Annotated in this window: 15 protein-coding genes and 1 pseudogene; 4 read left to right on the top strand and 12 right to left on the bottom strand. The window is 28.9% G+C overall.

Annotation, left to right across the window (positions count from 1 at the left end; genetic code table 11):
• From WBG30_RS00745 to WBG30_RS00715, 7 genes and pseudogenes are all read right to left on the bottom strand, one after another.
• Positions 1-410: pseudogene (locus tag WBG30_RS00745) on the bottom strand (SelA-like pyridoxal phosphate-dependent enzyme); the annotation flags it as partial.
• A gap of 16 nt (positions 411-426) precedes the next feature.
• A complete protein-coding gene (locus WBG30_RS00740; RefSeq protein WP_424502728.1) occupies positions 427-1,065 on the bottom strand; it encodes a DUF4310 family protein in 639 nt (212 codons plus the stop codon).
• Between the two features lie 22 nt (positions 1,066-1,087).
• Complete coding sequence (locus WBG30_RS00735; protein WP_424502727.1) at positions 1,088-1,801, bottom strand: DUF4311 domain-containing protein; 714 nt, start codon at positions 1,799-1,801, stop codon at positions 1,088-1,090.
• Positions 1,802-1,816: 15 nt separating this feature from the next.
• Entirely contained in the window at positions 1,817-2,095 is a 279-nt protein-coding gene (locus tag WBG30_RS00730) for a DUF4312 family protein (RefSeq protein WP_424502726.1), read from the bottom strand.
• A 66-nt stretch (positions 2,096-2,161) separates the two neighbouring features.
• Complete coding sequence (locus tag WBG30_RS00725) at positions 2,162-2,521, bottom strand: SFCGS family glycine-rich protein (RefSeq protein WP_424502725.1); 360 nt, start codon at positions 2,519-2,521, stop codon at positions 2,162-2,164.
• 27 nt (positions 2,522-2,548) lie between these two features.
• A complete protein-coding gene (locus tag WBG30_RS00720; protein ID WP_424502724.1) occupies positions 2,549-2,914 on the bottom strand; it encodes a hypothetical protein in 366 nt (121 codons plus the stop codon).
• A gap of 17 nt (positions 2,915-2,931) precedes the next feature.
• Positions 2,932-4,053 (bottom strand): amidohydrolase/deacetylase family metallohydrolase, encoded by a 1,122-nt coding sequence (locus WBG30_RS00715; RefSeq protein ID WP_424502723.1) that lies wholly within the window; start codon positions 4,051-4,053, stop codon positions 2,932-2,934.
• A gap of 240 nt (positions 4,054-4,293) precedes the next feature.
• Here WBG30_RS00715 and WBG30_RS00710 point away from each other — a divergent pair, with 240 nt between their 5' ends.
• Positions 4,294-5,454 carry a replication initiation protein gene (locus WBG30_RS00710; RefSeq protein WP_424502722.1) on the top strand — a complete coding sequence of 387 codons (1,161 nt, stop codon included), beginning with the start codon at positions 4,294-4,296 and terminating at the stop codon, positions 5,452-5,454.
• A gap of 270 nt (positions 5,455-5,724) precedes the next feature.
• Here WBG30_RS00710 and WBG30_RS00705 read toward each other — a convergent pair whose 3' ends face one another.
• From WBG30_RS00705 to WBG30_RS00695, 3 genes are read right to left on the bottom strand one after another with little or no spacing between them, the layout of a single operon-like run.
• A complete protein-coding gene (locus tag WBG30_RS00705; RefSeq protein ID WP_424502721.1) occupies positions 5,725-6,174 on the bottom strand; it encodes a pyridoxamine 5'-phosphate oxidase family protein in 450 nt (149 codons plus the stop codon).
• Between the two features lie 57 nt (positions 6,175-6,231).
• On the bottom strand, positions 6,232-7,443 hold the full coding sequence (locus tag WBG30_RS00700; protein ID WP_424502720.1) for an AarF/ABC1/UbiB kinase family protein: 1,212 nt from the start codon (positions 7,441-7,443) through the stop codon (positions 6,232-6,234).
• A 2-nt stretch (positions 7,444-7,445) separates the two neighbouring features.
• Positions 7,446-8,930 carry a phytoene desaturase family protein gene (locus WBG30_RS00695; protein WP_424502719.1) on the bottom strand — a complete coding sequence of 495 codons (1,485 nt, stop codon included), beginning with the start codon at positions 8,928-8,930 and terminating at the stop codon, positions 7,446-7,448.
• 164 nt (positions 8,931-9,094) lie between these two features.
• Here WBG30_RS00695 and WBG30_RS00690 point away from each other — a divergent pair, with 164 nt between their 5' ends.
• Both WBG30_RS00690 and WBG30_RS00685 read left to right on the top strand, forming a co-directional pair.
• Positions 9,095-9,502: a DUF2141 domain-containing protein gene (locus tag WBG30_RS00690; RefSeq protein WP_424502718.1), complete on the top strand. Its 408-nt coding sequence runs from the start codon at positions 9,095-9,097 to the stop codon at positions 9,500-9,502.
• Positions 9,503-9,822: 320 nt separating this feature from the next.
• Positions 9,823-10,683 (top strand): Rpn family recombination-promoting nuclease/putative transposase, encoded by an 861-nt coding sequence (locus WBG30_RS00685; protein ID WP_424502717.1) that lies wholly within the window; start codon positions 9,823-9,825, stop codon positions 10,681-10,683.
• Between the two features lie 482 nt (positions 10,684-11,165).
• Here WBG30_RS00685 and WBG30_RS00680 read toward each other — a convergent pair whose 3' ends face one another.
• Positions 11,166-13,952 carry a DEAD/DEAH box helicase family protein gene (locus tag WBG30_RS00680; protein ID WP_424502716.1) on the bottom strand — a complete coding sequence of 929 codons (2,787 nt, stop codon included), beginning with the start codon at positions 13,950-13,952 and terminating at the stop codon, positions 11,166-11,168.
• Position 13,953: 1 nt separating this feature from the next.
• Entirely contained in the window at positions 13,954-14,340 is a 387-nt protein-coding gene (locus tag WBG30_RS00675) for a (deoxy)nucleoside triphosphate pyrophosphohydrolase (RefSeq protein WP_424502715.1), read from the bottom strand.
• 712 nt (positions 14,341-15,052) lie between these two features.
• Between WBG30_RS00675 and WBG30_RS00670 the strand changes: the two genes are divergently transcribed.
• The gene (locus tag WBG30_RS00670) at positions 15,053-15,232 is read left to right on the top strand and encodes a hypothetical protein (protein WP_424502714.1); all 180 of its coding nucleotides are present in this window, start codon (positions 15,053-15,055) and stop codon (positions 15,230-15,232) included.
• Positions 15,233-15,410: the final 178 nt, after the last annotated feature.

Raw genomic sequence — 15,410 nt, 5'->3', positions numbered from 1 at the left:
TCATTGCTTTGCCCAAATTCTTTTGGAATTCCACCGCCTAATCTGATCATTGTTTCTACTGGGGCACCATAATTTATCATATGACCTTTTTGAATCAATACTTTATTTTTTAATCCACTAGAATTAGGCATCTTTTCTATAAGACCTAATTTACCTTCTGTTATAATACCTGCAATACTAAGGGATATACCGGCAGAGGCACTAGAAGTAACGCAAGAATCTTCTCCACCAGTATAACTACTTATTTTTTCTCCAGCTTTATCAATTAAGCTATCGATAACTACAAAATTTTGCCCAGCTTCTTTCATTTTTTCAACGACAGAATCACTAACTTTAGAAACTCCTAAAGCTGTCATTTTCCCACTACCATTAATTACTTTTTTTAATTCTAATTTTTCATAAATATTCATAGTTGTTCTCCTTATTTTAAAATAATAAAGCTAGCCCACCTATAGTCATAGCACCTATAATAGCACCACCTGCAATATGTCTATCGTAATGGTAGAAAATTGCGGCTCCTATAAAGGCTCCTATTCCTGAAGGAATATTATATTGAACTGCTGAAATAACGATTAATGGTCCTAGGAATCTTCCTGTAGCATTTCCAGCTCCCATCATTACACCAGTTCCGCCTGCAGCCATTCCTTCTGGCATAGCTTTTCTAATAGCGATGATTCCAAGGCCAATAATTACCCCGACTGCTCCACCAATTAGTAGTGAAAGAGGAAAACTATTTAAAGGTCCACCGTATCCAGCTGCTAAAAGAAGTGCTGGGACACCTATACCTACTCCCGTCATTAAGGCTCCACCAATATCTAGTAATCCAACTAAAGGACCTTCTAAAACTCTTGCTATTAAAAATCCAGCCGCGAATCCAGCTGCTGCTGCATAATCTCCACCATTTAAACCTTGATCTAGCATTTTTACAACAAAAATTTCATTGAATGCTCCTACACCATTTACTATATACATATGAGTCCCAGCTACTAGAGCTGCACAAAGCATCCCAACGATGATAGGGAACGTTTTATCTGCTAAATAAATATTTTCTTTTTTATTATCCATTTTATCCTCCATATTTTAGAAATTATAAACCTAATTTACTGAAAAACCCTCTAAAGTAAGCTATAGCAATATATAAAATAACTACTATCATGATCATTATTTTAGCTGATTTGTTATATCCATTTTCTTCAATCGTTTGACCGATAAGAATTCCTAAAACACAACCTGGAGTTGCATTTCCCATGATCATATGAGCTGCTCCACCTAATATTGTAGCCCATACTCCTGTTTTTTTACCTGCATCTAGTGCTGCTAACCAAAATACTATTGGCATTACAGGATTTATCATTAGAGATGCTGCAGGGCTTAATATTTTACCTGCAATGTTTGATAAAGACGTTGGAATAATTGAAGCTAGTGTATTTAAAAATGCAACTGTTACTGCTCCTATAAGACCGCCTGCAATACCCATTTTTTTAGGATTATATAGAGTTTCTTCTACTTTTTTATTTCTAGTTAGTAATAAACCTGCTGAAAAATGAGGTATAACTCTATGGAAAACATCCTGCGTTAATGCTCCTGCGGCTACAACTGCTGCTGCACAGTTGAATAAAAAACCAAAACCAAATGATAAATGAGATGCAGAATCTCCTTGACAAGCATTTAGCTCACCAAGAGTTCTAAAGGCTCCCATGGATTGGGAATTAGGTGTATGAAACATTCTTGCTGCTCCTACTCCTACCGCTGCACCACCTAAACAACCTATTATTAAAGATTTTAAAATAATACTTAACAAATTGAACCTCCTTTTTTATATGTATTTAACTTCAAATTCTATTTCTATTTTTACTACGTAACTTGTGATCTCTTTAGCCCAAAAAAATTCGAAAAATTTCTTTATCTCAATTTTTTTTTCTTTATCTAGAATGTAAACTTCAATAGGATCTAACTTTATAATCACTCCATTTATATCTTTTTCAACTTCTTTCCTAAAGCTTGAGAAGCAATTAGCTATAGCTTCTTGCTCTGTTTTGCCTTTCCCAGAAATGATTAGCCTTTTTATTTCTTTTTTTAAATCAGAACTTTTCATAAAATACTCCTTATTATTAAATAGTTTAATGCTTTTTCTAGAATATCAAGTTTAGGTAAAGTCATATTATAAGTTATTTACTTTTTTGTATTCTTCAACTATTTTTTTACCCAACTCTTCTGTATCTAAAAACCCAAAGCCTAATACTTCATAACCTTGTTTAATTGCAGTTACTCCTGCTTCAACTGATCTTAAGTGATGAGTTGCTTTATAACCGTGTTTAGTCTCTGCAGTGATTGCACCAGCTCCTCCACTTCCACAGAAAGAAATTCCGATAGTTCCATTTTCTTTTTTCATTACATCACCAAGTTTAAAATCTGCTGCCATTCCTGGTATAACTATTGCTGTTCCACCAGCAGCCTCTACACCTTTTGCTACATTTTGTCCTTTCCCCATTCTATGACCAATAATTACTTTAATTTCCAAATTAATCCTCCTTATTTATATTTGATTTTATACAGTTTTTTCAAGTTCTATTGCTAATTGTATTTGTATAGCAGCTAAAACTACCTCTAATCTATCCAAGTTTTCAGTATATTTTTTACTTATTTCTACTAATATTTTTTCCGAAACTTCAAGTGACCTTTTATCAAGTTCATCTTCGGGGTTATCTTCTCCACAATCTAAACTTATTTTTTCTCTCAATCTATTGATAAAGCTTACCATGTGTGAATAGAATACCAGTTTAAAATCTCCTGAGAACTCTATTTTTTCTTCTTCTAATACTTTAGTTATAAAATTTATTTCTTCCATATAAGTATTAAACTCTATGTTGTCCATTTTTTGTCTTTGCCTTACATCTTCTAATAATTCTTTCATATTTTACTCCTCGTTATTTAATTTTTACACTTAATTAATTCATCATTAATAAATACAAAATTAGTTTTTATTAACATTTTTCCTATCCTGATTTCTCTAACACTATCCATTAATATTTCATTTTGGTCAGATAAAATTTCAAAAATTGTAAGATCACCTTTATATCCTTTTTTTAATTCTCCTAGTTTATCTAATTTAAGAGCTTGGGTAGGAGCATAAGTAACTCTTTTTATGCATTCTTCTAGTGGTAACCCAATAGATAACATTTTATTCATTGTCAATTCTAAGCTTTTAACTGGATAATCCATATTTTTATCATACATATCAGTACTGATTATATCGGCAGTAAAATTATTTTTTAGGCTATCTTCAGCTATATCAAATGAAAAACTAGCACTGCCGTGAGCCATATCAAATAAGACATTTCTTTTTTTAGCATCAAAAACTTTTTTTATAGGTTTTCCATCCCTTACTAAGTTGTTAACTTTATTATTATAGCAATGAGCTACAATGTCACCATTATTTAATACATCTAATACTTCTTCTACTTTAGGAGGACCATTCCCTATATGCACAACTAATGGAATATTAAGTTCTTCTGCTATTTTTTTTCCTAAAATAATTGGTCTTATTCCATTTTCACCTACAACACTAGAACTTGCCCTAGCCTTTAAAGCTACTATTGTTTCAGGGTACTTATTAAAAATTTTTGAAATATTTTCAGTACTTATTTTAGACATATCTGCCAATTCATTTAATGTTTTCAGACCATCATTTGAAATGTTTAAGCATGAATAAACACGAGTTTTACTTTTTGTTATAAATTCTTTGTAGAATGTTTCAAAAGTATTTGCTCCTGCAGTACCTGCATCAACTAACGTTGTTACTCCTTTTTCTACACCTAATTTATCTGGATAGCTACTTATAGCAGTACCTTTAGGAAAGCAGTGAACATGCATATCTATAAATCCTGGGCTGACTATTTGATTCTTTAAATCTATAACTGTCATATTATAAGATAGAGGTATATTTGTTTCTATATTCTTAATATACCCGTTTTCAATAAGAATATCTTTTTTTTCAAAAGAATATCCATTTATTGAATCTAACAATCTTCCATTTTTTAACAAAGTTTCCATCTCAACCTCCTTTTAGACTTATAACGTTAAATCTGAACTTTAGATTCGTTTTTTGTACAACTAAAGTATAGTTTTTTTAGTTTTTTTAGTCAAATTTATTTAATTTGTCGTTTGATACTAATTTTGATAGAAATTTAAAAAAAAAATCCCTTTATTTTATTGGAATAGAATGGTATTATTTCATTATTAACGATTTTTAAAATACAAAATAAAAGTTATTTTAAATAATAGGAGGTAAAAATGCTTCAAAAAAATATGTTTAATTTGAGTGAAAAGGATATTATTCTCAATTTCAACAAGAAATTTACAAAAAAAGAGAATGATTTTTTTGAATTTATAACAAAATCTCTAGATAAAGATAAAAATAAAAAAATAATTTTTTCAGAAACAAGACTAAAAAAAATAATAAATATTGAAAGTAGAGAAAAAATTATAAGTTTTTTTAAAAAAATCTCTGGGAAAAAAATATATTATTCAATATATCGCTATTCTGATTTAGAGGAAGTTGGTATATTAAATATAATATCTTTATTTACTATAAAAAATAATCAATATGAAGTAGAAATAGATAATAATTTCCATTCAATTTTTATAGAAGGTTCTTATTTTTATGAAAATAATTTTAAAACTTTAATTCATCTGAAAAGTAATTATTCAAGGATATTTTTTAATATAATAAAATTTAATTTTTCTTTAAATAAAGCAATAGAACTCCCGATAGATAAATTAAAAAAAGCTTTAGATATAAAAATAGGTTCTCATGATCGTTTCTATGATTTTGAAAAATTAATTATAAAACCTTGTTTAAAAGATATTTCTTTGGCTATTGGAGAGAAAATTAATTATTTAAAAATAAAAAAAAGTGAATCTAAAAATTCAAAGGTTCTAGCTATAAAAATAGAGATTAAAAAGAATAATGAAGATATAAACGATCTAAGGTTGCTAATGGAATCAATAACTGCAATTTTAAAAACAGAGTCATCAAATATTTGGAGCTTTTTAAATTTAAAATACAAAGAAAAGGGTTTGGAATATGTTCATAATAATGTTACGTACGCAATAGATCATGGACTAGGAGAAGATTTTGAAAATTTTCTTACAAATTCTATAACTTATGATTACTTTAATACAAGGTTTAAAAATAAAATTAGTAAATTTCTTGTGGAAAGAAAAATATATTATGAAAGTTCAAGTAAAATTGATAGTTTAGGAGCGTTTCATTCTGATATTTTTAAAGCTTTGACTATCTTAAAATTTTATTATTTGACATTGAACCCTAGTTTTTTGAAAGCACTAATGAATATAAAAAATAAAAATGAATTTGAGTATCAGGATTCAAAATTTCTTATTATTGCTGAATTTAACAGCAATAGTGACAGTCATATATATATATTTAGATAAAACGGATCTACCTCAAATTACGTGTATATTCAATTCTTAACTACTAAAGAAGAGAGCTGTTGAAACGGCTCCCTTTTTCTACTTCTATACCACGTGTATTTTTTTAAACATTATAATTTTCCCACAACCATTCTTTTTTTCTTTGGATTAGAAGGAGTACTTAAAAATTTTAAAATTTCTATTTGAATTTTTTGAAATTCCAAGTTTTATTTTTTCATCTAAAGTATTTTCCATACTCACTCTCTTCACACCCTATTTTTTTAACTGTTCTTATATCACCTTTAAAACGGTGACATTCTGAAATTTTTCTACCACATTATATTTTTCTATCTCTACAGAGATAAATGCGATATTTAAAGAATATATAAATTCCTTCATTTGGGGATGCTTTAGCAGATAGGAAATTATAGCTTCTTCAGATTTATTTTTTGAGCATTCAGAAGCTTTTCCTGTGATGGTTATACCAACGGCACGGCTTATATCCTCAGGAGAGTTGTTACTGTTTTGTACATGAAAAGATACCTTTTCATTAATTCTGAGATCTTTAAACTTTTTTGTGTCCCTAGGTGTTGCAAAAAAAAGTTTCTTTAAGTCATCCTGTAAAACAAAAGCTATTAGAGTCGTATAGGGAACGTCATTTACTGATGTAGCAAAGACTCCAAAGAGTTCCTTAGTGGCTATATTCTTGATAGTACTTCTTAATCGGTCTATTTTATTCATAATCACTGCTCCTTGGACTCAATTCATAATTTTTTTAAATAGATAAAGTAGATTTCTTTAAATTTTTTTTAGTTTTTTTAATAGGATATCAGTAAACCCTCTTACATCATCCATTAAAATAGCATGTGGATTACACCTCATTACCATTCCATCCAAATACATGAGGCTTTTTATTACAGGAAACATCCCACTTCCGAAATCCATTCCTGAGTTTATTCCAAGTTTTATAGTTTCCATCATCCTTCTAGTAAGACTAACTTGAGAAACTGTGGCATAGGTAAAATCACTATAAAGATCGGTAAACTTCTCCAAAAAATTGTTATAGCTATCGGATTCAAGGGTTCTTTTAGACATCTTATTTAAATTTTCAGCTGCCTTTGAATAATCGTAGCGGCTAAGGTAGTAAAAAAACCAAAAGAGACCCTTTCTAAGCCTTGGAGAGATAGTGGATACACCTGCACAATCAAGAAAGTAAATTTTTTCGTCATTACCTAAAATAATATTTCCAGGATGAATATCTCCGTGAAAGATCCCCACATTAAATATATAAAAACTGTGAACTCTGAAAAGTTCTAAAAGTTTTTCATAGGTAAGACTCCCCTCTGCCAAAAGATAATCGAAGGTATTCCCCTCAATATAGTCTGATACAAGAATCCTTTCAGAGGATAATTTCTTATATACTTGGGGAAATTTTAAGGAACTTAAATCAAAATATCTCATATTGGAATTTCTTATATTCTTTAGTTTTTTCATATCAGTATATTCATTGACAAGGTTTAGTTCTCTACTAGTATAATTTTTGATATTTTCAAGAATTCCAACTGGATCAAAGATCTTATTAAGTTTTGGCCAAATCTTGCATACTAAGAAAACTGATTTTTCAATCCTTGAAATATCTCTAAAGAAAGATTTTTTAAAATCACTTCTTATAACCTTTATGGCCACTTTTTGTCCACTTTTTAAAGTAGCCCTATGAACCTGTCCAACAGAAGCAGAAGAAAAAGGTTTTTCATCCCAAGAAGAAAAATTTTTCAGCAAGGTAGTTTTTCCTTCTAAGAGTTCTGATAAAGTTCTCTCCTTTTCAGGAAAGCTATGGGTATAGAGCTGTGACAGATGAGAACACATTTCTTCTCCCAAAAAATCAATTCTAAGAGCATAGTGTTGTGCTATTTTTACAGCTAGAAGACCCTGCCTTTGAATTTTGTAAAGGCTAGGTAGTTTTTTTCCATAAAAAGAAAAAATAAGTTTTCCAAATCCAAAACTATTCATATTTATCCCTCCTGATTTATTAAATTGGCAGTTATCCTCCCTGACTCGTAAATAGTAGGTAGCCCACTTCCAGGATGTGTCCCTCCTCCTACTAAATAGAGATTTTTATAACCTTCAAGTTTATTATGAGGTCTAAATATAAGCATTTGTGACACTTGATGTCCTAGATTAAATGTCGCTCCTAAAAACACATCTTTTTCTTCTTCCCAGTCTTTTGGAGTAATTATTTTTTCTACTTCTATATGACTTGATATATCTTTAAATCCTCCCTTTGTTTCCAAAGCTTGAATAATCTTGTTTCTGTATCTCGTTTTTTCTTCATCCCAATCTACCTCAGATTTATTATTAGGTACAGGAACGAGGACATAGATAGTTGAGCTCTCTTGTGGTGCTAGAGTGGAATCTGATACCGAGGCATTTTGAACATAGAATGAAAAATCTTCTGAAAGAACCTTCCTTTTTGTTATATCATCTATGTTTGATCTATAGTCCTCAGCAAAAATAATATTGTGGTGAGGTATATCGCTATAGATTTTATTTATTCCTAAATAAAGCATAAAAGTAGAACATGAATATTTTTTTTTATGTAAATTAGAATCAGAGTATTTCTTCCTTAGGTTTTCAGGAATGAGTTTAGACATTCCATTGGCAAAATCAGCGTTCATTATTATATGATCTCCTCTAACAATACGGCCATCAGATAACTTTATTCCTATAGCTTTTTTATTTTCAAAAATTATCTCGTCTACAGGAGAAGAAAGTTCTATACTTCCTCCATCTTCTTTAATAACATCTGCCATTGCCTCAGAAAGTCTATGAAGTCCTCCTTCTATATGATAGATTCCATCGCTATGTTCTAAATATGGAATTATACTAAATGTTCCTGGAGCTTCCCAGGGGGACATACCTATGTATTTAGCTTGGAAAGTAAAAGCAAGTTTAAGCTGTTCATCCTTAAAGTATTTTTCTAAAGTACTATAGAGGGACATATGGGCATCTAAATATGGAAAAGCCTTTAAAAATCTAAGTTTTAAAAAATCTTTCCAAGAACTATACGGAACTTGAAGGCAAGGAATAAGCTTATCATACTTAATTTCCTCCCTTTTAAGGTACGATAGATAACCTGAAGATTCTCCTGGAAATTTTTGTTCGATCTCTGTCATCATCTTTTCTTTATATTTGGAAGACCAAGGGTTAAATGTTTTACTATCACCAAATTTAAGACGATACATAGGATTCACTTCTATTAGTTTTATATAATCCTCTAACTTTCGATCTGTTTTTTCAAATATCTCCTCCAATATACTTTTCATAATAAAAAAAGTGGGACCCATATCAAATGAATAACCTTTTAAATTTATTGGTGAATTTCTTCCCCCAAGGTAAGGTTGTTTTTCAAATATACTTACTTTATATCCCATGGTTGCTAACAACATCCCTGCTGAAAGGCCACCAGGACCAGCTCCAATTATCAAAACATCTTTCATTTTTTACCTCCTTATTAATTACTTTAGTATTAGTTTATTAGGTAATAGATTAATAATTCCTTTAAAGATTCTTTGGAATGAAAGGATTTTTAGTTCAGTAGGAGTAAAAGAAGATAATAGAGTTAACTACGAAAAATGAGTAAAAATTATCTAGGAGGAAATTTATGAAATACTTTTTGTTTTTTTTGTTTTTTTTAAGTACTAAAATATATCCTTTTAGAATAGAGGTAATAAATATTATAGATAGAAAGGCTCTTATATATATTGCTGTATTTGATCAGGAAGAAGGTTTTCCAAGTGACGGAGAAAAAGGAATTTTTAAATGGAAAGGAACTCCTAAAGAGGCTGAAAAAGGAGTTTTTACAGATCTACCTGATGGGAATTATGCCATAGCAGTTTTTCAAGATATAGATGGAAATGATAAGCTAACTAAATGGTTCTTTGGAAAACCTATAGAACCTTATGGAATATTAGGAATGATTGATAAACCAAAGAAGAGACCAAATTTTTTAGAAAATTCTAAAAAAGTATCGAAGAATTCAGTAGTGCAGATAATATTATGGGAACATTAAAGAACTCCTAAAGCTTCAAACAATCTCTTATATCTGACTAAATCCAACTACAGAGTTATATTCATAACTCTAAGTTTCAGTTATGCCTTGAAAGAGTAAATTAGTGTAATTCGTGACATGCTTTTTAAATATTGTAGAGGAATTCATGAATTCCCCGTATGTATAAAGTATATATATTGGTGACAAAAAAAGTTTAAAGAGAGATATTTACCTCTTTTTTTATGGTATAATATAAGAAAAGTATACCCGTAAAGGGCATCACCAAAGTAGCTATTAGTTTTCTAGCGAAAACATAGAACTTTGCGAAGGAGGTAAAGGTTATGAGAGCATTATTAGATCCAAAAGTAGACTTTGTATTTAAAAAAATCTTTGGTTCTGAAAAACATCCAAATATTTTAATATCATTTTTGAATGCAGTGATTAAACCTATAGATAAAATTAAAGGTGTAGAATTGAAAGAAACGGATATAAATAAAGATAGTTTAGAAGATAAATTTAGTAGATTAGATGTAAAAGCGATCACCTCTAGTGGCGAGCATATAAATATAGAAATACAATTAAAAAATGAATATAATATGATAAAGAGAAGTTTATATTATTGGAGTAGACTTTATTCAGAACAATTAAGTGAAGGTGAAAACTATAGTAATTTATCGAGAACAATTTGTATAAATTTATTGAATTTTAAATATTTAAAAACTGAAAATTTTCATTCAAGCTATAGGCTAAAAGAAAGAATAACTAATGAAGAACTTACAGATGTACAGGAAATACATTTTGTAGAAATTCCAAAACTACCTAAGAAAGCAGATATTACAGATGTGTTAGTAGCATGGATAGAATTTTTAAAAGATCCAAATAGTGAAGAAGTTAGGGATATAGAAATGAGCTCTAAAGAGGTAAGAGAAGCCAAAACAGAATTGATAAGATTAAGTAATGATGATAAGGAAAGGGAGCTTTATAATCTAAGGGAAAAAGCTAACAAAGATAGAACAAGTGCTTTAGAAAAAGCTTTGAGTGATGGAATTGAACAAGGTATCGAACAAGAAAAAAGAATGAGTGATAAGAAAATAAAAGAAGAAAGACTCAAAACAGCAAAGAACTTGTTGAATATGGGAATAGATAGAAATAAAGTATCGGAAGTTACAAAATTAAGTATAGAAGAGGTAGAGAAGATATAATTTTTTTCTGCTAGATTTAGTCCACAGAGAAAGCTCAGTGAAGCTCTCTCGTTGATTGGGATTTATTAGAGAAATTCACATTCTATAGAATTTTTAATCAATTCTTTTCCTATAAATTCTACTATTTTTCAGACCTAAATAAGACCACTGAGAGGACCTTTAGTCCAGTCAGTGGTCTTTTAGTCTATTCATTGGACTAAGCCATTTATCGCCTCTAAACCTTAATATTACCAAGGGATATTTGAGTTTGTAGTTTAAGTTTTAAGCAAATCACCTATATCATCACAAGGGGAAGTTTTTAAGGGCTCTTAGAAAGGGAGTGAAAGGAATCAAAAATATACGATTGATAATGAAAGTAAAATAAAATGTGGAGATAGACAATAGGTCTAGTCCTAATTATCATTGTAGAAAAACTACTGTTGAAGTGTAATCGCTATAAACTTAATTTTAGAGTTTATATAAAATCAACAGTAGTTCAATGATTATTTTTTATATTGTAAAAATTCTTCAGGTATTTTTTTATCTAACCTTAGGAAGATTTTATTGTTATATTTTTTTACTGTTTTTCCAGAACCATTCTTTTTTTCTTGAATTTTTACTGGAGATATTTCTTCAATAATAGTCTCTCCTAAGTTAAAATAGGCTGTAGAACTATATCCTAAATGTGGAAATTTCGCACAAACTACCATTTTATAGCCATTTTCCAACATCTCTACTTTTTTTAATGCTCCTTCCATAGTAGTAGATTCTTTGGTCATGTAAACTACCCTTCCTCTATCATCTATATAATTATTATGAAAAGAGTCGGAGTTAGTTATTTGAATTGGGGAATAAAATTTCTTTTGTTGAGGATCTTCTCTCTCTCCAGTTCCATTTATATAATAGTCATTAGAATTCATATTGTAGAGGAATTCTCCTTTATCTACAAGATCAAATGTTTTCATTTTATATGATTCTTTTTTAGATAATTCTTCAAATAACTCAATATGTTCTATTAATAATTCATAGGCATTTTTACTTTTCAACTCTTCTATGACTTCAGTAGTTAATGAAAGTCGAGTTTCATAGTTAAAAATATTAACAAAGTCATTTCCTTTTTTGAAATAATCACTATTTATAGCAGTTTTTTTCCCATTGACATCTTTAGCAACGAGTATAGAGATAAGTTCTTGGTTAGATATTTTTTCACCTCTTAATAACTTAATGTATTCTTTTAATATCTCGCTGCTATAACTCCTAAAAGTAAATTGAGTAATTAATCCAAAAAACTTCATAAGAAATCTATCATCTTTAGTTATATTATATTTTTCAACATATTTATCCATAAAGGGTTCATAAAAGTTTTTACAAAGAAGTTGTAAAAGATCTAGTTCTTTAAAGTTTGGATTATTATATAGTTCAACTAAAGTAGGGATTTCTTTAAATCTATATAATTCATCTTTGATTTTAGTTTTTAATCTCGATTCTACTTTAAAGTTATTAGATATAGATTTGATTATATTTTCCATAGCTTTTTCTTCAATTTTAACATTAATAAATGGAGAAATTGTTTTAAATTCTTCGTTAGCATGTTCAAACAAGGTTCTTTTGTCAGCGGTAGTATTTCCAGTCAGTACTTCAGCAATAGAATAGTTATTATTTGAATTTCCAATAATATCAAAGACAGTAACATATTTATGTGGATCTTCTGTTTTCCTAAGTCCTCTACCTAATTGTTGTAAGTATATAATAGAAGACGTTGTACTTCTTACCATAAAGATTGTATTTATCTCAGGGATGTCAACACCCTCATTAAACTTATTCACTACACATAAAAGCTCTATAGCTCCTGTGTCACTTTTCAATTGTTTTATGTAATTTTCTACATCTTGTCTATTAGAGTTATCACTTGTAATTGATTTTGCATTTATTCCTATATCATTTAACTCAATAGATAGTTTGCTAGCTTCGGTCATTTGAGAACAAAAAACAATACCCTTTAGTTTTTCTCCAAAGTGGCCTTTTTCATTTAGTTGTTCCCTCATAAATTTAGCTAATTCATAATAATTAAATTTTTCATTAGGTTCTAACAATCTTTCTTCAAGATCTAAACCATAGTAAGTAAATGGGCAGACTAACTGATGATTCATAGCATCTAATAACCTTATTTCATAAGGTACCGTGTAGTTAAAAATATCAAATAAAAATTTAGGATCTTCCGTTCTTTCAGGAGTTGCTGTGATTCCAAGGGTAAATTTAGGAGTAAAGAAGTTTATTAAATTGTGATATCTAGTATTCTCTCCTATTTTATGGGCTTCATCATAGATTATATAATCAAAATAATCGTTAGAAATTTTATTATATAAGTGACTATAAGCAGTTTTGTCGGTAGTAAAAACCATATCGTAATTATGAAGATTTATTAAATTTGATGAATTTAATTCTAATAATTTCTTATTAGTGAAAACTTTTTGAAATGTCTCTATAGCAGAGGTTAGGATAAGTCTGTTATGGACTAAAAATAGTACTTTTTTAGCTTCAAATTGCTTTACATCAAAAGCAGAAAGATATGTTTTTCCTGTTCCAGTAGCGGCAATTACAAGACCTTTCGCAGATTCTTCCCTACAATTTTTTAATTCAATTAATGCTTTTTCTTGCATATAATTAGGAATGATATTATTTTTTAATTGAATGTCATGAATTTTTTTATTTAATTCTTTTTTTTCATTAAATAATTGTGTATATTGTTTTATTAATTCTGTAGTGATAGTTTTAGAAAGTGGATCTTCCCAAATATTATTAAAAATATCTGTATGCTCTTCTATTATATATCCATCTTTTTTAGAATTTATTTCTACAGCTAGTTCGTGAACTAGACCAAATGCTCTAGCCGAAATATTAGAACTCCCCAAAATTATCTTATATTGATCTTCACCTTCACCTAGATATGTTTTTAAATGGAATCCTTTATCCCCAAGACGAGGAGTGTAAACTTTTGATTCCATAGGTAGTTCAAGAAGTTTTTTCAAAGATCTAGGATCAGTTACCATTCCTTCAGTAGTTACGATTATTCGGCTATCAGAATTAAATTTTTTCAAATCTTGATAAATAAGGGAAAGACCAGACCAAACTGCATAGCTGACAGCAATGTCAACTCTTTTAGAAGTCCTTAAAAGATTTTGTACTTTGTCTTTTATATTTTTTATATTAGTATTGACAATTAAATTAGGGTTGTAGGTAATGGATTCTAACTCTTTATTAAATAGTGATTTTTTTGTAGCGTTCTCCATTTTACTCTCCTATTAATCTTTTTACTATTGGGATATCTGCTCCAGCCCAATCTAAATTTTCTAAGTTATTTTTATCTAGCCATTTACTATTTAAATGTTCAGTTAATTTAATATTATTTGTATCCCCATGACAAAGATAAGTATGCATTGTTAGATGAAATGTTTCGTATTGATGCTCGACAGTCATAATAAATTTTTCTATAGTAATATCTAACAGAAGTTCTTCTTTTATCTCTCTAATAAGGGCTTCTTCTTTAGTCTCTCCTTTTTCTATTTTACCTCCGGGAAATTCCCATTTCATAGCTAGAGGACCTTTATTTTTTCTTTGAGCACAAAAATATTTATCTTTATATTTTAATACCGCTGCAACTACTTGAATTTTTTTCATAGTACGCTCCTTTTATTACCGCTTTAATCTTTTATATCTTTATATTTAAAAAATTTCCTATACCATTTTCTAAAAATAGAACTATAATACTTAATTTAGAAAGTTTTTAACACTTTTAAAGTATACAATATTATTATTTTACTTACAAGATTAGTTCGAAATATAGCCAAAACCCTAGTAAATACACCTAATACAACTAAAAATAGTGGTTAATAGGATTTTTTTTTAAAGGGGAATAAAAAAGGCCTTCTTATTTCCCTTCTAAGGCACCTTAAAGGAATTCCCCTTATAATTTATGGGCATAAGGAAGAAAACAGCTCTATCAAAGGCTTCTAACCATTGGTATTATTGGGGTTGAGGAGGAAGGTTCCTTAAAAATATTATTTACTTCTAAAGGTATTAAAAGTTCTTTTTAAAGTATCAAAATAATACTTTTTGTTTGGATATAAAACTAAAAAAGACTATGTATTTAGGAATATAGTCGTTTTTTTATGCTTTAATCGCCAATTTTATAACTAATACGTTTCTAAAAAGAAGGGTTATTCAGAAAAAATCTATCTAGATAGCTTAAAAAATAGTTATTATAATATATAAATGTTTGAACTATAAATTAGGTATATATAATAGAATAAATGTTATAAGAATATTAAAAAAATTAAAATTGTGTTAACTTTAATAATATAGTAAAATTGAAAAAAAGGAGGAGATTTCTATGAAAATAAAGATTCCCAGAGGGGAAGAATTTGATATAAAACATATAGTTTCAGACTATAATGGAACCATTGCTTTAGATGGAAAACTTGTAGAAGGTGTTGCAGACCTTATAAATGAACTATCAAAAGATATAAAATTTCATGTAATTACAGCCGATAGATGCACTACAATATTTTAAAAATATAAAGAGACTTATAGCTGCTTTGAGAAGGGAATAAAAAAAGTACTATATTCCTTAATACATAGTCTTTTTTAGTTTTATATCCAAACAAAAAGTATTATTTTGATACTTTAAAAAGAACTTTTAATACCTTTAGAAGTAAATAATATTTTTAAGGAACCTTCCTCCTCAACCC

The sequence above is a fragment of the Psychrilyobacter sp. genome, from assembly GCF_049671765.1.
In the GTDB taxonomy this organism is placed as follows: Bacteria; Fusobacteriota; Fusobacteriia; order Fusobacteriales; family Fusobacteriaceae; genus Psychrilyobacter.
The sequence above is the reverse complement of the archived record's forward strand: the minus strand, read 5'-3'. Positions and strand labels throughout refer to the sequence as shown.